The sequence below is a fragment of the Halonotius aquaticus genome, from assembly GCF_003605575.1.
GTDB classification, from domain to species: Archaea; Halobacteriota; Halobacteria; order Halobacteriales; family Haloferacaceae; genus Halonotius; species Halonotius aquaticus.
Window position 1 is genome coordinate 41,129 of the sequence record NZ_QKNY01000011.1, and the last position, 17,062, is coordinate 58,190.

General features: G+C 54.5%; 15 protein-coding genes and 3 pseudogenes. 13 read left to right on the plus strand and 5 right to left on the minus strand.

All coding sequences use genetic code 11. From position 1 onward, the window contains the following. Nucleotides 1-182: 182 nt before the first annotated feature. Nucleotides 183-839 (minus strand): helix-turn-helix domain-containing protein, encoded by a 657-nt coding sequence (locus tag DM826_RS07745; RefSeq protein WP_120102832.1) that lies wholly within the window; start codon nucleotides 837-839, stop codon nucleotides 183-185. A gap of 222 nt (nucleotides 840-1,061) precedes the next feature. On the opposite strand from DM826_RS07745, the gene DM826_RS13050 reads away from it, so the two are divergent. Beyond that, the gene (locus tag DM826_RS13050) at nucleotides 1,062-1,238 is read left to right on the plus strand and encodes a hypothetical protein (protein ID WP_165853276.1); all 177 of its coding nucleotides are present in this window, start codon (nucleotides 1,062-1,064) and stop codon (nucleotides 1,236-1,238) included. Nucleotides 1,239-1,627: 389 nt separating this feature from the next. Beyond that, entirely contained in the window at nucleotides 1,628-2,431 is an 804-nt protein-coding gene (locus DM826_RS07750) for a TrmB family transcriptional regulator (RefSeq protein ID WP_120102833.1), read from the plus strand. Between the two features lie 23 nt (nucleotides 2,432-2,454). Here DM826_RS07750 and DM826_RS07755 read toward each other — a convergent pair whose 3' ends face one another. After that, nucleotides 2,455-3,054: a DUF7344 domain-containing protein gene (locus tag DM826_RS07755; protein ID WP_120102834.1), complete on the minus strand. Its 600-nt coding sequence runs from the start codon at nucleotides 3,052-3,054 to the stop codon at nucleotides 2,455-2,457. Between the two features lie 511 nt (nucleotides 3,055-3,565). On the opposite strand from DM826_RS07755, the gene DM826_RS07760 reads away from it, so the two are divergent. Then, nucleotides 3,566-4,390 (plus strand): hypothetical protein, encoded by an 825-nt coding sequence (locus DM826_RS07760; RefSeq protein WP_133304666.1) that lies wholly within the window; start codon nucleotides 3,566-3,568, stop codon nucleotides 4,388-4,390. A 38-nt stretch (nucleotides 4,391-4,428) separates the two neighbouring features. Here the strand turns inward: DM826_RS07760 and DM826_RS07765 are convergent, their stop codons facing one another. Continuing rightward, the gene (locus DM826_RS07765; protein ID WP_120102836.1) at nucleotides 4,429-4,971 is read right to left on the minus strand and encodes a DUF7344 domain-containing protein; all 543 of its coding nucleotides are present in this window, start codon (nucleotides 4,969-4,971) and stop codon (nucleotides 4,429-4,431) included. 391 nt (nucleotides 4,972-5,362) lie between these two features. Here DM826_RS07765 and DM826_RS07770 point away from each other — a divergent pair, with 391 nt between their 5' ends. The 10 genes and pseudogenes from DM826_RS07770 (at nucleotide 5,363) to DM826_RS07825 (ending at nucleotide 15,928) form a co-directional block, all read left to right on the plus strand. Next, on the plus strand, nucleotides 5,363-6,232 hold the full coding sequence (locus DM826_RS07770; RefSeq protein ID WP_120102837.1) for a SipW-dependent-type signal peptide-containing protein: 870 nt from the start codon (nucleotides 5,363-5,365) through the stop codon (nucleotides 6,230-6,232). 193 nt (nucleotides 6,233-6,425) lie between these two features. Beyond that, on the plus strand, nucleotides 6,426-8,126 hold the full coding sequence (locus tag DM826_RS07775) for a SipW-dependent-type signal peptide-containing protein (RefSeq protein WP_120102838.1): 1,701 nt from the start codon (nucleotides 6,426-6,428) through the stop codon (nucleotides 8,124-8,126). 165 nt (nucleotides 8,127-8,291) lie between these two features. Beyond that, nucleotides 8,292-9,767 (plus strand): vWA domain-containing protein, encoded by a 1,476-nt coding sequence (locus tag DM826_RS07780; RefSeq protein ID WP_120102839.1) that lies wholly within the window; start codon nucleotides 8,292-8,294, stop codon nucleotides 9,765-9,767. A 192-nt stretch (nucleotides 9,768-9,959) separates the two neighbouring features. Beyond that, the gene (locus DM826_RS07785; protein ID WP_120102840.1) at nucleotides 9,960-10,778 is read left to right on the plus strand and encodes a hypothetical protein; all 819 of its coding nucleotides are present in this window, start codon (nucleotides 9,960-9,962) and stop codon (nucleotides 10,776-10,778) included. Beyond that, a complete protein-coding gene (locus DM826_RS07790; protein WP_133304667.1) occupies nucleotides 10,775-11,953 on the plus strand; it encodes a hypothetical protein in 1,179 nt (392 codons plus the stop codon). Before DM826_RS07785 ends, DM826_RS07790 begins: the two co-directional genes overlap by 4 nt. A gap of 44 nt (nucleotides 11,954-11,997) precedes the next feature. Further along, on the plus strand, nucleotides 11,998-12,912 hold the full coding sequence (locus DM826_RS07795) for a signal peptidase I (RefSeq protein WP_165853277.1): 915 nt from the start codon (nucleotides 11,998-12,000) through the stop codon (nucleotides 12,910-12,912). Between the two features lie 1,543 nt (nucleotides 12,913-14,455). After that, a complete protein-coding gene (locus tag DM826_RS13405) occupies nucleotides 14,456-14,716 on the plus strand; it encodes a DUF7123 family protein (RefSeq protein WP_120102845.1) in 261 nt (86 codons plus the stop codon). A 49-nt stretch (nucleotides 14,717-14,765) separates the two neighbouring features. After that, nucleotides 14,766-15,158, plus strand: a pseudogene (locus DM826_RS07815) (IS66 family transposase); the annotation flags it as partial. After that, nucleotides 15,151-15,405: pseudogene (locus DM826_RS07820) on the plus strand (RNA-guided endonuclease InsQ/TnpB family protein); the annotation flags it as partial. The pseudogenes DM826_RS07815 and DM826_RS07820, both read left to right, overlap by 8 nt. A 103-nt stretch (nucleotides 15,406-15,508) precedes the next feature. Further along, nucleotides 15,509-15,928 (plus strand): universal stress protein, encoded by a 420-nt coding sequence (locus DM826_RS07825; protein WP_120102847.1) that lies wholly within the window; start codon nucleotides 15,509-15,511, stop codon nucleotides 15,926-15,928. A 317-nt stretch (nucleotides 15,929-16,245) separates the two neighbouring features. Here the strand turns inward: DM826_RS07825 and DM826_RS13215 are convergent, their stop codons facing one another. Both DM826_RS13215 and DM826_RS13290 read right to left on the minus strand, forming a co-directional pair. Then, nucleotides 16,246-16,704 carry a PAS domain-containing protein gene (locus DM826_RS13215; RefSeq protein WP_267899968.1) on the minus strand — a complete coding sequence of 153 codons (459 nt, stop codon included), beginning with the start codon at nucleotides 16,702-16,704 and terminating at the stop codon, nucleotides 16,246-16,248. 24 nt (nucleotides 16,705-16,728) lie between these two features. Further along, nucleotides 16,729-16,944 (minus strand): annotated as a pseudogene (locus DM826_RS13290) (response regulator); the annotation flags it as partial. Between the last annotated feature and the right edge of the window lie 118 nt (nucleotides 16,945-17,062).

The window sequence follows — 17,062 nt, forward strand, 5'->3', positions numbered from 1 at the left end:
TGTACCATGTCCATATTTATATTTCTTAGCGTAACTGTATGAGGATTCTGGCGGGCCCATCATGGCATTTATATCCGCTTCTCTGTCAGTGTTTGTTGATTTCTCATGATAATATCGCCCGAATTAGGGAATGGATTCAATTGTTGCGCCCGATCAGTCCCTTGGATTTCGACGACTGTGTGTCAAGTATCCGATGCAGTGAGTAGCAACGTATTCGCAACCAGCATATCGATGGCTCGTCTCAGCCGTTCGGATGCTGCTTGATCAGAAATATCGAACTCGTTAGCAATTTCTTGTGTTGAGATCTGCCGTGGGAGCGCGTAATAACCCATTTCGACGGCATACATAAGCGTCTCACGCTGCGGTGCTGTCAGTCCATACCACGGCCCGGCATCGGGTTTTGTTGGATTGTAGATGCGCCTGATATCGACTGGGATATCACTCTCGAAACAGTCCTTCTGAAATTCTGAGAGGGCGTCGTGGGTGCGGAATCGAATTTGAAAGACCCAGGTATCTTGTCCACCAGTCGCCTCCAGAATGTGCCCATCCACAGTCAGTACACTATTAAAAAACCCTTCAGTATCCATTTTCCAATCTAACCCATACAGTGTTTCCGCATTGTGAGAGCTGACAACATAGAGATTAGAGACCGTTGGATGGTCTCGAACACGCGCCTCAAATTTTTCGCGGACATGATCGGTGGCATGAAAAAATGGGACTGACCGGCCACCAAGTGGTACCATCGTTTTGAGAGTTATTTTCCCCTCTCCCTCGGTGGCTAAAATTTGGCCAAGCTGAAACTCTGTTGCTGGGAGGGCCAGTTCAATGATAACAGGCACAGATATTCACAAACAGACAGGCGAATTAAAGCCTCGCTCTGTTGTTAGCCGGATCCGTGCACAAAGCATGGTTGACCATGCTTTTCGGTATACATATGCCCGTGGCCGATAATAATTATCTATGTTGTTAGCCAACAGAACTCCAGATGGGCGTTTTGATGTCCGCATTAGCTCTACCGAGTTCGGCCAGCTTGGCATCAAACAACGGTTTGAGGCGGCCGTATGAGTGATCCATTGCGGACAGATTCTTTCACCAGCAAAGCCGATTTTGAAACCGCGCTGGGAACATTACTTGATGCAGCCGAAAAGAATGATATTGATCCCAAGGGGAGTTGGGTTTTCAGTACCGACAGCAAGATTGGTCATAACTATGAGGTCATTGTGTATGAACTAGAGTAAGCACAGAGCAAAATCGGAGAACAACCGGTCAACAATCACTGTGAATCAATCTGTGAGTGTGATCATATCTAACAGATTTCGGTTACTGGCGGTGTGACGCTGGGGGGCACAGTTCAACAGTACTGCTGTTACAGTGGCACTGAGCGGCTGATTAACGCCACAACTTGTTTAATTATTTAGCTATGTGAAATCGAACTACGATCATTTCTCGTCTGTATAAGCGGCATTATGTATTAGGGTGAGAAGCTATACGCCAGTGAAAGAATCTTATTATTATGCAGGTTCTAAAGACGAAAATATCCTTTTCAGATGCCCGTCAGTCGATGAACCGATATGGTGAACTGCTGGCTTTTGTTCTCATGCCTATGATTGACTACGGGGTGAGGTAGATGGATGCAGACCCAAATAGTGAGGAGGCGGTCGAAGTCCTCCAACAACTTGGCCTCAAAGAGTACGAGGCCAAGTGTTTCGTTGGGTTGACGCGGCTTAATATGAGCACAGCAAAAAAACTCAGCAGTCTTACCGATGTCCCCCGTACCCGAATATACGACGCGATACGCATTCTTGAGGCACAGGGGTTAGTTGAGATCCAACACACGAGCCCACAACGCTTTCGCGCAGTTTCCTTAGAGGAGGCAACTGCCACACTTCGTGATCAGTATGAGGGTCGTGTTGATCGGCTTCACAACGCGCTCAACAGAGTCGAGACCGTCGAGGATGACGACAGCTCGTCGGTACAGGAAGTCTGGACGATGCGCGGCCGCGACCCGATCGAAAACCGGACGGAGCAACTCATCAACACAGCGACCGAAGAGATTGTCTTGGTTATCGGGGATCAAACGCTGTTGACTGCAGACTTGGTCGAGACGCTAACCGGGGTGGAAGACGACATCGAACTAACCGTGGGCGCACTAACACCGTCGCTGCAAGCAGAGATCCAAACAGCCGTGCCGGCCGCCACGACGTTCGTCTCGGAGCTTGGATGGTTGCACGGTGAGCATGCAACGGTGGATGATACTGCGATTGGTCGCCTGCTAATGGTTGATGGTGCCTCAATTCTAGTAAGTTCGATCATCCCGGATTCAAAAGCCGAACAAGCCGTTTTCGGTGAGGGATTCGGAAACGGGCTTGTAGTGGTTGCTCGCCGGCTGATGTCTCAGGGGCTTGTCACCGAGAACACGTCGGGAGCGTAGCTGTTGGGACGCTGACGGCACTGTTATTCGGTAATTTCCCGTGGTGGCTCCACCTCAGGAGGCGTCGTTGCGGATCCGATCAGCGTCCGTCGATCACGGAGGTAATGGAGGCTGCTGGTGACAACGAAGACGCCACTGGCAAGCAGTGCGTAACCGAATCCGCCAACGGAGGAAAACGGTGTCACCCCTTGGACGGCGATGACTACCAACACAGAGATAACCGCACTCAGCAGCAAATAAAATTGGCTCCACGGGAGGTCGTCAGGTGGAACAATATCGAGGTAGAGATCAAACTCCTGAATCTGATCGGTGATACTGATGGTTTTGCGATCTTTCGCATACACAATCACATCTAGTCGATCCATCGTCGGAAGATGCGTTTGGTGGAGAGCGGTATACACTCGCTTTCGTTGCTTCGGTGTCACTGCGTGCAGTTCAACGCCATTTTCCCATGCGGCGATCTGTGTAGAAAGTTCTCGGATGGTAACCGACTCACCGACCTGTGACAAGTAATGAAGTGTGAACCGACGCCGGCGACTGCTTAGTGTTTCGAAGACAGCTTCGGTTGATAGTCCTTGCTCGTCGGCTGGGAGTGATTTGGCAACCGCCCGCAGTTTGCTCATATGACCAGTCGAGAACTCTGTGAAGCATTAATACCACACAATTTCCATATCATTTGATTATTAATTAATTGAGTGACAAAAATCGATTCCGCTCTCACTATCCTGATTCAACGAGAGAATCCCGCCCTTCCCATGAGTGACGGGTGTTCCGACGCTCGGTCGGAACCGAGGAGCAAACAGGGCATTAACGAGAGCATTGACCGCCATGACCCGTAGGGTGAGAGTCTGCCGCTGAAACCGGCGGGCGATGATACCTCACGGGATGGTAGCGCCCGTGACAGCGCCACGACCCACCGAGTGACGAGCGAGGAACCCTCGCAGATGACTCTCTCGACTTTCCACGGGTCGGAACCCTCTGCCAGCAACAGCGAAACGTAGCTGGTATTCCCCATGCGTAGGAAGCCGCGCCGTGCACGGCGCGGAGGATATCACTTTTACTCGAATGACTTCTTCAAGACGTTCAGGGCAACCATACCTATTTGTTCTAATCACTATCGTTTAGCGGAACTACATGACACAAAAACCGACTCCTAACTTTTTGCGGGCGATTCACCGCCCCGAGTATACCGGTGACAATCGGTGTCGCCCTTGTACCGTCATCAACCTCATGCTTGCGGGGGCGATAACTGCTGGGGCCGCGGCTGTCTGGCAGCCAGCTATCATTCCGGTTGCGTTGGTTTCGCTTGCGAGTATTTATTTTCGTGGGTACCTGGTACCTGGCACGCCTGCGTTAACCAAACGGTATCTTCCTGACCGGGTACTCGATCTGTTTGGAAAGTCGGCGACCGACACCTCGATGCCACCGGAGGAACCGACGGATACATTCGACATTGTCTCCTTCCTCACCCGAACATCGGTTGTGGTCGACGACGGTGACGATATTGGTCTCGCCCCGGAATTTGAAGTAGATCTCAAAGTGGCCGCACTTGAGCTTGATTCCGATGCAGCACTCCTTGCTGGTTCGGCTGATCTGCTAGATGTTGCCCCGGAGCAGCTATCGTTTGTCGATGGCGGCCTGTCGTGGCGTGTCTCTGTTGACGACTCGATCCGTGGCAAGTGGGAGTCACGTGCGGCATTTATTTCTGATCTCGCGGCTCACCGTACACTTGCCGACTGGACTAATGAATGGGATGTGGTACCGGGTTCGGCTCGGGGACGGATCCTCTCAGCAATCCGCGCCTGCTGTGACACCTGCCCCGTCTGCTGGGGCGAGATCAGGCTTGGAACCGAATCAGTGAGCTCCTGCTGTCGAGAGTACGAGGTGGTAGCTGCCGTCTGTCACGACTGTGATGCTCGCCTCTTCGAGACTGATGCAGCTGCTGTTAGTGACGATTAAACGAACCCACATCGCGGGCTCTCATTTTATCGACAATATCAAAAGAAACGTGCGAGGAGCCGTGTCACCTGGCCGCCGGTGCCCAGCCGCCCAGCGTATAGTTGATAAATGGTTGAACCGGAAAACAGCAGGAGACAGGCTGTTGCGGGGATGAGCGGATCGACTGCAGAGAGTAGCGGAACTGTTGCTAACGAGCCGACTGTCACAACCAGTCCGACAACGCCGAGTGCCCGATAATACTCCCCCCATGTGACGCCGATACGTGTTGTCACATCCATATAGCGATTAAGTTGCCCCGCCTGCGAGCAGACACGCACCGTCTTCCGGTTTGGATCATACACCACCAGTCCGAGGCTGTCCAATTTCGGAAGGTGTGTCTGATGGAGCGCGTTGTAGACGCTTCCGCGGAGCGCGCGTGGCGCGGGGCGTTCTCCGGACTCTGTGGTTGCGATTCGTTCCGAAAGGTCGCGCAACGACATACTCTCAGGCTGTTTCCACAGCTCTGTGAGCACCTCGCGCCGGCGCGCGTTACTGAGCACGCTGTACACTTCTACCTCGGGCAGCATGGCCTGATTGAACATTGCTCGTCGCAACGCCCGTGAGTGATATAGATATGAATTCACTGCTGTTTGGGTACAGATAGAAGGGTACGGGTACCAAACCGGTATGTCAACTGGATACTACTGGTACGGGATCTGTACAAATCGGTATGACCAGTCAACCCAGTCGGTATGGTGGCTGGAGACGACCGGTATGTCCGCCCAACGAGGCGGTATGCGTTCCGTGCAAACTGGTATGGTCAGTCTGTTTGAATCCGAAATGGCGTAATCATCCGTTCAAAACACCTCCGAGAGGGCCTCAAACCGTTGAATCAGCACATAGGTAATACCCCCTGTGATGTGGGGATAGTTGTCCCGAGCCGACCGGACGATCCTGTGATTGTTCAACGTGGTCTACCCGGGAAACAGACCCATGACAGAAGACAACAACCCCCAACTGTACAGCCTCTCACGCCGCAAAATGGTAGCCGGTCTCGGTGTTGTCGGCCTCGCGTCTGCGGGTGCCGGCGTCGGTACCTCGGCGTTTTTCAGCGATGAAGAGAGCTTCGAAAACAACACGCTCACCGCTGGGACGCTCGATATGAGTGTCACCGCCAACGTCGTCGCGGCCGACGACTACTGGACCGGGCAAGGCGCCCTTGACCTGAGCGAAACAGCTGACGGCGACGTGGTTTCCGGCATTCAGGTCGACGATGTCAAGCCCGGCGACTGGGCGCTTATCTGCTTCGATATTGAGGTCGGCGACAACCCCGGCTACGTGCAGGTGCGCACAGAAGAGTTCGTAGAGAACGGTGGTGCCAACCCCGAGCCCGAGCAGGACGTCGAGGGTGACACCGACAACGATGCCGATCTCGGTGAATTCCTGCTGACGACCGTGTGGCAAAACTATGACGAGACCAGTGGCGACAAGACTGGACTCTCCACACTCGATCCCGTATTCAACAATGCCTCTGATGATCTTAACATCAGTTACGGGTCGCCAGATGTTGATGGTGTCGTCGACGGTGTCACTCACTACACAAACGCCCGCGAGGCAAACGGAGTGCTTGAGAATGGATACCTAATCAAAGACGACAACGGCGACCTGCTGCCGATTAACGACCAGGCCAACGAGGGCGTCTACTCGTTTTGTCTCCTCCTTGAGATCCCGTTCCAGGTCGGCAACGTGATTCAGGGCGACTCGATCTCATTTGATCTCGTCTTCGAGACCGAACAGGTTCGACACAACGAGGATCCGTTCAACAACACAGTCCCGGTGAACAACTCAACCGGTGGCCAATAAGATCGCAGTACAATCACCGAATGGCGGAACTCCCCGGAGCCTTCCCCGCTGACGCTGACTGGCTCCCCCGCTGTTCAGGCTCTGTTGTCCGGTGGAAATTGCACCGGACAGCCAACCGACTCCCATCCCGCATTGGTATACCACGACGGTTCGATTCCGTCGGCGGGATTTCCCCCTATGGGGATGACATATAATGAATGAAAAACTCAGACTTTCCCGCCGCAAGGTGCTCGCGGGGATCGGTGTCGTTGGACTCGCGTCTGCGGGTGCTGGTGCCGGCACGAGCGCGTTCTTCAGCGATGAAGAGGAGTTCGTCGACAACTCTCTCGTCGCAGGTGAGCTCGACCTGCTGGTCGACTGGCAACAGACCTATGATTTCGGCGACGGCCAAACCTTCGTCAGTGCCCATCCCGATCACGACAACGACGGCGAACAGTCAATCATTGACCCAGAAACTCAGACCGTTCAAAACTACAGTGATTTCCCGGACGACGACGATGCTGACAGCAATGGTGCGAACATCCCCGGGTTGACCTGTGAGAACATTCCGCCGCTATCGGAGGCTGACTTCGGCGTTGACCCTGTTACCGATGAAAACATGGAAACGCTGGTGCAGTTCTCCGATGTAAAGCCCGGAGACAGCGGCGAAATTACGTTTTCGCTTCACCTGTGTGATAATCCTGGCTACCTATGGATGCAGGCTGACAATGTTTCCGAAGACGGCGGTATCCTCACTGAGCCTGAGACGGCAGTTGATCCCGACAACCTCGGTACGCTTGGGGATGAGATCCAAGCGACGCTGTGGTACGATGAGGACTGCGACAATGTCTACGATATCGACGAACCGGTCGATATCATGCTGACATTAGACTTCTCTGGCTCGATGCTGTACGATCAATACGGCGGGCTTGTCAGTACTGACGACATTCAGCTCAATGGGACTACATTGTCAGAAACGACAAAGATTGATCTCGTTGAATTGGGGACTCGTCAGTTCGTTGACTACCTCCAATCCCAGAACGCGGATGTGCAAGTTGGGGTCGCTTACTTTGACGGCGAAGGAACCGACGATAATGTTCCTCGAACTGGGATCCTCCAGCCACTGACGACTGACCTCTCGGTTGTCGACGGGGCGCTCTCAGGGCTTCGCCAGAAACTTGCAAATGTTGTGACTGGTAGTGCTCCATCGACGCCGTTCGATGGTGACGGTAATCCGAGTCCATTCTTTACGAATGGGATTGCGACGGGCACCTACATCGGTGAAGGCGTCGACGATGCGCAAGCTGAAATCGATGCTAATGGCCGCAACGGGGTGGATTACACGAATATAATTCTCTCGGATGGCGAATCGTTCAACGGAACCGGAAGCACGCAGTTTTCCGATCCAGTCACCGCAGCCGACAACGCCCGTGCTGGATCACTGTCGCCGCCTACAGACGTCTTCACCATTTCGGTTGGAAGTGCAAACGATAGTATCCTTCAGTCGATGGCTGGTTCGGCCGGTGGAACCGGTGGAGATACATCCTTCTTCAACGATGTTGACAACCCATTAGACATCCCGAATGTGTTCGGAAATCTCGCGGCTCAAACGGTCGCTGAGAAAGTTATCTTGCAAGATAGTCTTGCCACCGTACTCACCGAATTGGCGGATGGTAACGGGATCCCGCTTGACGGCAATCGAGCCACGATATACGACGAACTGACTGATCCTGCTGACGACTCCGATCGAGAGGCGTTCCGCGGCGATGGCGTGATGCACTGTGTTGCGCTCTCGTGGGAGCTCCCCTTCGAGGTCGGCAACGAGATCCAGGGCGACACCCTCGGCTTCGACCTGGGGTTCTACACCGAGCAGGAGCGGCACAACGACGGCTCCGGGCCGTCGGTGCCGGCCTGATCGGCCGGCGGCTGAGATACCGCAACCCGACCCACACTGGTCTCACGGGGGTTCGACTCCTCCGGTGGGTTCTCTCCCGTCACCGAGGCAGGGAGCACGAAACAGGCAACGGCAACGGTCACACAAGACCACAGATAACCCAACGAATACCGAAATAAACAGCAAATGACAGAACATAACGACCCCAAACTGAACAGCCTCTCTCGACGCAGCATCCTCGGGGGTATCGGCGCAGTCGGTATCGCTTCCGCTGGTGCTGGGCTTGGCACGAGCGCGTTTTTCTCCGACGAGGAGGAATTCATGAACAATAGTCTCCAAGCTGGCACCCTTGACCTGAAGCTTGACTACAAAGCAACGTACCTCGGCGGCCAAGGCCGACTTGCTTCTGTTGAGGCTATGGGCTACCCGAACGTCGAAGAGATCACCGACGACGGCGAGCCGACCGGCCGGTACCTCCTTGCACAAGCACCATCGCCAGCGGATATGCAGGAATGGGAAGATCTTGTCCAGGGCGAAGCATTCGATTTCTGCAGCCCTGCAGCCGACGAGTTCCTCGTCAACGGCGACGGGATCCCGATGTTCACACTTGATGACGTTAAGCCAGGTGACTCCGGCGAGGTGACTGTGAGCATCCATATCTGCGATAATCCTGGCTACCTTCGGATGATGGGCGACATCACCGGCAACGCCGAGAACGGCCAGACCGAACCCGAGATCAACGCCGAAGGTGAGGACACCGACGGCATCGGCGAACTCGCCGACGCGATCGAGGTCTGCGTCTGGTACGACGAGGACTGTGACAACGTCTTCGAGCCGACCGGCACCGGACAACAACAAGAACTAGAAGTCGCTCTCGTCTCCGACGTTTCCGGATCGATGAGTGGCTCTGCACTCACATCGCTACAATCCGCTGCGACCAGCTTTGTTGACAACCTCGCCTCGCCTGACGAGGCCGCGGCGATCTCGTTCAGTACGAGTGCCACCACCGATCAAGAGCTGACGACAGTCTACCAAGATGTCAAAGATGCGATCAACGGCTACACCGCGGGCGGCGGCACCTCGATCGCCTCCGGTATCGATGAAGGAGCTGACGAACTTCTTAATGGTACCAACGCCACAGTGGGCGCATCAAAAGTGATGCTTTTATTGAGTGATGGTAATTCCAGTGCCTCGGCGGCAACGACCGCTGCCAACGCCGCGAAGAACGCCGGCATTCGGCTGTTCACTATCGCCCTCGGTAGTGCCAACACAGCACTGTTGGAATCACTTGCGAGTTCACCAGACGACGCGTTCGTCGCCCCAGATCCAGCTGATCTTGACACCGTTTACGCGGAGATCGCTCAAATCGTTCTTGGTGGCGAACAGAAGATCGCGGAGGGGACGATGGCCGAAGTGTTTGCCCAACTTTCGGAGGGCGTGATCCTCGATGGGGATCGGCAGGAAGAAGGCCTTCAGCCATACCCTGGCGCAACTACCCAGTGTATCGGCTTCGAATGGACGTTACCGTTCGATGTTGGTAATGAAGTCCAGACTGATTCAGTCGGCTTCGACTTTGGGTTCGAGGTTGAGCAGTCACGGCACAACGAGACGCCGTTCGCCGCTAACAACACGGCCCCGAACGGCACAACGTCCGGAAACTAACAGCACAGCACATCGCCCCGATGGGGTAGCATGATTTAGTGAGCGTGGTAGTGGCCGCCTGCCGTCCGGTACGAACGCCGTACCTGGATGACATCGGCTCATACCTATCTCCGCTATTGATCTACACTCATCCGACCAACGGATCGGTACGTCCGATCCACCAACGACCCGGCGTATCCGGGACAACTGACAATGATATTAACACGCCGGAAACTGTTGACGGGTATCGGTGGCGGGACGCTCACAGTCGGTGGGATCGTCGCCGTCGGGAAAGCGCCCTGGAACCCGCCGCAGTTCTCACAGTACACGTACGCTGCACCCGATGATGATACCGATGACCAACGCCTCAGTATCGCGTGGTATGAGCGATACAACGGCACGTTTGTCGAAAACCATGCCGACACCGACGACGATCTCGAAACAACCTTGGATCCCGATGGGGGCCCTGGGTACACTGCGGAAGCGACGTTCGTGACTGACGCCTCTGGCCCGGTCATTGCCGTACGAAACGTCCTTCCGGGAGACACTGGGGTTGTCGTTGTCGGTCTCGAAGTGGTTGCAGATCCTGACGAGCCACTTGACGTGTGGCTCCGTGCACAGGTGACAGACGATTCTGAGAATGGCATCAACGGCCCCGAACAGGTTGACGGTGATACGACGCCGAACGATGGTGAACTTGACGAGCTTGCGACCGTTGAGATATGGCGCGACGGCTCCCCGTTTGGCAGCTGCAACGGTCAAAAGGAGTTCGATGAGAGTCTTGAATCGCCGCTTGTCGCGCCCGCCCCCGTCGCTGAAGCCTTCTCGCCGACGACTGATGTTGGTGATGATGCAGGGCTTCTCGCATTCGATTGTCTTGATCCGGGAACCTTGCGGTGTGTCGCGCTTCGCTGGGAGGTACCAGCCAACACCGGCAACGAAGCGCAAGGGGACTCACTGGGATTCGATTTCTCCTTCGGTGGCGGTCCGTGTGGGGAAGACAGCCCGTTCACCGGTGGAGGGTCACAATGACCTTGACTCGACGCCGGATCCTGGCGGCGGTAGCCGCCACGGGTGGGGCCGGCGCGCTGATGGGAACTGGTACCGCTGCAATGCTCCGAGATACAGAGCGGTATGACGCCTCAATCACGGCCGGCACAGTCGACCTGCGTGCGGAGTATGAACTGCTGACCGGCCCGGGTGCTGGCGAGCCTGACGGACAGGGGATAATCGATGGCCCACGTGTGAGGCTGCCAATCGGGTCGCTCAGCCCAACTGCTGCCTCCGGGAGCATGCGTCTCACGTTCGCGTTGCCGCAACGCGGCGATGCGGTCAACAACCCGGCGGCGTTGTGGCTTGCGACAGACTGCCCGGTTCCACAATCGACTGCAGTAGCGGAGTCGATTCACGTTGTGGTGTCGTACGCTGACTGTCACTCCGGAAGCCGCCTCCAGCGAGTCACTGCTGGATCACTGCGTGAGGTTGCTGAGGATCTCCGCGGGGGATTCCGGGTCGACGGTGATCCGTCGACGGCAGGCGACGACTGCTTGGTCGACACTGTCTGTCTACTCATCGAGTACGAACTCGACGGCTATATCGGAACTGAGACGGTTGCATTACCGCTGTGGTTTGCAGCCCTCCAGTGCCGAAACGCATCCCCGCAGAATCCCTTCGCAGGGGTGGATTCAGATCCATGTCCTACCGCTGACCCATGCCCATGCTGCAACACGCTTGGGAAACTTGAGTTTGAAGACGATACGCAGTCGGGACTAAGCGAGAGTTTCGCCACCCCCGGAGTATACGCTTTCAATAACGGCGATCCAGACTACGGGTTGGAGATCTACGACACCACAGACAAGGATGGCGGTAGCGAAACGGTCGGGATTGCGTTCCGGCTTGTGAGCTTTACCGGTGGAAACGCCCCGCCGATTTGCACGGTCGCGGTCAAAGGTGGTCGCGGATACGAGCAGTATGACCGCACCGATGGCCTCTCGGCGGACACACTGTCTCTCCCCGGCAGCGACACCAACGGTATCGTGTACGCACCAGAGGGAACCGCGATTAGCCACGTCACAGTCTGTGTCTGTACGGCCGATTCGAAGGCAGACTGCGAGGGGTGTACTGATCCCTCACATTCGAATACTGTCGTCAGCGGTTGGAACGGGAACGGCAATGGTGCGCCCGGAGCCGCCCGAGGTGACCGATGATCCCGCTCTCGCGGTCATCGTTGCCGAGAGCGCGGAGCCTTGTAGTGACGCTCGTGCTGATCGCGGCTGTCTCGCCGTTTGTAGTGTTTGCCCTCCCCGAGGTGGTCGGGGCCGACGAGAGCTACGTCGTCCTGTCAGGGAGTATGGAGCCAACACTTTCGCCCGGTGATGTGGTGATCGTCGATGCAACTGCCACCGTGGGTATCGGTGACATCATCACGTATGATACCGGCGACCAAGTGCCGACAACACACCGTGTGATCGACGAACGGGACGGTGGCTACCAGACCAAAGGTGATGCCAATGAGAATGTTGATTCGGGGCTCGTCGCCTTTGAATCCGTTATCGGACGCACCATCATTACGATCCCGTTTGTCGGATATGTGATCCTGTGGGCGAATTCGCCTGTCGGCTACGTCCTGCTTGTGGTGATTCCGCTGGTGCTACTCGGGGTGAGTGAACTACACAAGTGGGCTCGCCAGGATCCCACCACCGCATCAGACACAGCCCACCAGTCAGTATCGGCCGGCAATCCAACAGAGAGCGATGGGGATCGTGAGTGGCAGACCACAGATGAAGTGGAGAATGCGGTTGATATCGATCCTGAAACACAGTCTACTCCCACCAGTAGCCAAGCCACTGAGAGCTCGGACTTCGATAACCCGTCCTCATCCGACACCGGGCAACTCGCAATCGTGGATCTGAAACTCACACTACTTGCGATGACAGTCTTGCTCGTATATGCGGGCTGGAACATCTACCGTGAGGTCACTACCGCCGCCGCACCGACCCCACTCTCGGTCGGTGTCTTCACTGCGGGGCTTCTTGGGCTCCTGTTTACGGGGGCGATGACCATCTCGGCATGGCAAGCGAATAACCCCGACGAGCCACGTTTGCCACCGGCCCTCCCGCTGCCTGACGGTGGCGAGGGTGAGATGTCGGAGGGAAGCGATGAGTAAACTACCCGTCGTTCTCAGTGCCCTCTTTGTCTTCGTCGCGGCGACGACTGGAAGCGGGTCAGTCGCATTCCTATCAGATGGAGAATCTGTTTCCATCGGTTTTAATGCCGATGTACCAGCCATTGAGATGGTTTCACAGGATCACACCCTGCATACCATAGAGACAAATGTTACTAGCAACGAGACAGCACGAAACGCCACCAACAACGAGACAGGCCAAAACCAAACGGAAAACGGTTCATTGGTGCCGGATGCTGATGAGAACCTATCACCGGTACCGGACGGTCTCCCGGAAAATAACGCATCTGAACTGCCTTCAAATGGAAGTTTGGCTCCTGATGTGGAGGTTCCACAGTCGGAAGAACCAGAGGACTCTCCACCGAGCGAATCAGAAGATTCGTCTCCTGATGAAGACTCAAAGTCGAGATCAGACAATCCGCCTCCAAGAGACGACACATCTGATACAGCGTTAGATGAGCAACCTGCTCCCGGTGGGAAGGCACCGCAGTCTGAAGAATCAGAGGAGTCGTCTACAAAGGAAGAATCAGGATCCCAATCAGATCATCCACCCGCTGAAGACGATACGGATGGGCCAGATCCAAATGAGGACTCACATTCACCTTCGGACAGCACGACTCCACAGTCCGAAGAGCCGAGCGACTCAGAAGCCGACAGTTCAGAAGGATCGCCCACTGAGAGCGATTCAGACTCCCAACCGAACGAATCACCTGAGGAAGATGATACATCCGAATCGCCCTCAGGTACGAATCCGACTTCCGACGGTGGAGCACCACACTCTGGAACGTCGGAGGAATCAGCACCTCCCAAATCGGATGACACATCGACGGGAGGAGATTCACAATCCTCCACAACAGAGACCCCAGAGCAGGCGACGACACCAAGTAAGTCCCCACCCGCCTCCTCCGAATCTGATACACAACAGTCTGCTGGCTCACGAAATAGCGGTACGGCAGATTCACACACCCAAACCTCCGGACAGCCAAAAGATTCCGACGGTGGATCAAACGGCGACTCCACTGGGAGTGGTGTGAAGTCCGCCGGGTCGCCTTCAGGGGTAGACTCTGGTAGCAACAAACCTGATTCGACTCCGAACTCAAATACCCGATCAAACCGGGGCGGTGGATCTAGCGACTCGTCAGACGAATCCACCGGTTCCGAATAATGTCTCCCTCAATATGGCCACCAAATCTCCTACTCCCTGGCATGAGACCACATGCGATTCGCCGGAACGTGCTTGTGATCCTTGTTTACGTAGTTCTGTTTATATTCTTTAGTGGTTTGATCAGTCGCATTATCGAAATGGGTTGATATATAGTATAAAGTGCAAATTAGGCATGCTCCAATACCAGCCACCACCTAACAATCACATTATGAGAATATATATCGGAATTTGGCTGTTGTTACTATTATGAAAAAAGTATCCAACTATATCAATGGCACAACAACTATGACACAATGAGCCAAGCGAACCACAACCACCCAGATTTGTCAAGCACGATCATAGCTACATGGGAGAGCACCGATGAGTAGCTCATCTACCGTGAGTACCACTCTCACAGACAAGCAACAATGTATTCTCTCGTACTTTCGCCGTGAAGTGGATGCTCAAATGTATTTCAAATCACGCGTCATCGGCCAAGATATTGGGCTATCAGCGAAGGAAGTTGGTACAAATATTGGGGCGATCCGTGATGGGGAGTTCGGACTCACTATAGAACGGTGGGGAAAATCTGGCAGTATCACATGGAAAGTCACCGAGGATCCTGTTTCTATCGCTGATTGACATCTACAGGCGGACAGGCCGAGTGCCTCGGGGCTTCGCCGAGGACGCAACGCTCAGTTGTGACGGTTGGTCGGCATATCCAGCGTATCACCCGAAGCTCCAGCGATGCTGGGCGCATCTGTTGCGAGAGACTGAGTTCGTTGCTGACCGGTATAATGAGGCACAGCAGTTGTGTGAAGAGTTACATGAGCTTCACGATGATCTGACTACGTTTACCGAGGTCGATCCATCTGCCTCCGCCCGCCAAGAGAAGCGGGCGGAGGCTATGTTGACCTTAGAGGGGCTTAATCGACAGGAATACGCCAACGAAGAGGTAGCAGATCTGATCGAGAAGATCAGAAACGGGCTTGGCCACTGGCTGACGTTCGTGACAGAGTCAGAGGTGAATTCAACGAACAATCGCGCAGAGCGCGCTCTGCGCGAACAGGTTGTTCTGCGGAAGAGAAGACGACAGTCAGCGTGTCGAACGCGGGCTGTATGTGTGTGAGGAGTGTGATGCGGCGTTCAACGCGGACGTGAACGGGGCGGAGAACATCCGTCTCAACATCAACGATGAAAGTAACTCCGAGTCTGCATCCAATTCGGGTAGGGATAGGAGTACCGGCTGGTTGGCACAGCCAGCAGTCCACCTGTATGACCTCTCTTGCGGATTCCAACCGCAGATAGAGGTGGTGGACTGCAGACCCTAATATCCCAACTGCGGTCGGGATTCCTCCGCGTTCACGCGGAGGTGGATGTCAATATGGGACGAGCGAACCACCACTTTATACACACTCTAAGCATAGTTTCTGTATGCTCTCTCGAATTCTCGTTCCGATGGATAACTCCGAAATGGCAGAAGAAGCACTTGGGTACGCCCTTGAGAATCATAATAATGCGGAAATCACCGTCTTGAACGTCGTGGGCAGGCCGTCACCGTGGGGGACAGAAGCCACGTCACTTGCTCTTGAGGATGACATTGAAGAGGCCGCCGAGGAGCGCGCCAAGAACGTGTTCAATGACGCCCAGGAACTCGCCAGCAAGTATGATGTCGAAATCACCACCGAGGTTCAGCTAGGACATCCGGCTCGGGCGATTGTGAATAGAGCCGACGACTTCGATGCGGTCGTAATCGGAACCCACGGCGGCTCGTTGGTCGATCGACTGGTCATCGGAAACGTCGCCCAGAAAGTATTCCGTAACTCGCCCGTTCCTGTCATCGTCGCTCGGTGAGTGGTGGCGACTGAGGCCGACGGATGGACGTGCCTCGGGAACCTCGGTTAACGGGATAATGGCCAGTCCTACCACTATCTGTCCCACTCTGTTCAGTTTCTGCCTAAATCGGGTTCAGTGGTAAATACGCGTTGTCTATTCAGCAGCTGCCGACCACCATTATTCAGTAATTGACAGAGTCCGACTGATCAATACAGATGATATCTATCACCACCATGTGGAATGTACTCATACTTTTCGAAAACACTGCTGTTTCGATTGGAGATAGTATCAATATCTGCTACTACTGTGGCCTGTCAGTGGCAAATTACCACAGTTTAATCAGTTGGTTTTTGAGCAGTTTTAATATGCTCCTCACTCTTTTTGAGTTCTGTAATATCTCGAATAGCCCCTCTGATAGCCACGATATCTCCATTTTCTCGAATCGCCTCACCGTTCGTACGTACCCAACGGAGTTGGTCGTCGGTATCAATCAGTCGGAGTGTGGCCTCGTAAGACTCGCCCGTTTCGATACATCGTTGCACAAGCCGTCTGATTTCACTGCGGTCATCGGGATGATAGAACTCAATTGCTTCCTGCTTAGTTAGCTCAGCGTCGGGCTCAAGTCCGTATATTGCGTACGTACCGTCTGTCCAGCGTGTTTCACCGGTCTCAATGTCGAAATTCCAACCTCCTGTTTTGGCGAGCTGTTCGGTGAATGCAAGTAAATCCTCATTTCGAGCAAGCTCTTTTTGCGCCCGATACTGACTGACGAAGTTTTGAATTCGCTTTGCCAGTAGTGTATGATGACTGGGATCGGCTTCTTTCTGTAAGTAGTCAGTTACACCAGCAGAGATAGCTTCACTGGCAACTTCTTCTGTGCCCTTCAACGTGTATAGGATGAAGGGCAAATTAGGATACTCTTCTCGAACGTTTCGGAGAAATTCAATCCCATTTTGCGTTGGCATATCATAATCCGAGACGATGCAGTCTACAGCATCGGTGGCTAGTATCGATAATCCTTCTTCGGGGGCTGCTGCAGTCTCAGTCGATCACATCGGGTTAGTAGAAGTGTCCGCTCGGAGAAGGTGTGCAAACACCCCGAGCTGACAACGAGCTAAAGGAGGAACATTTGCTTAATTTTGTCGTCAACAA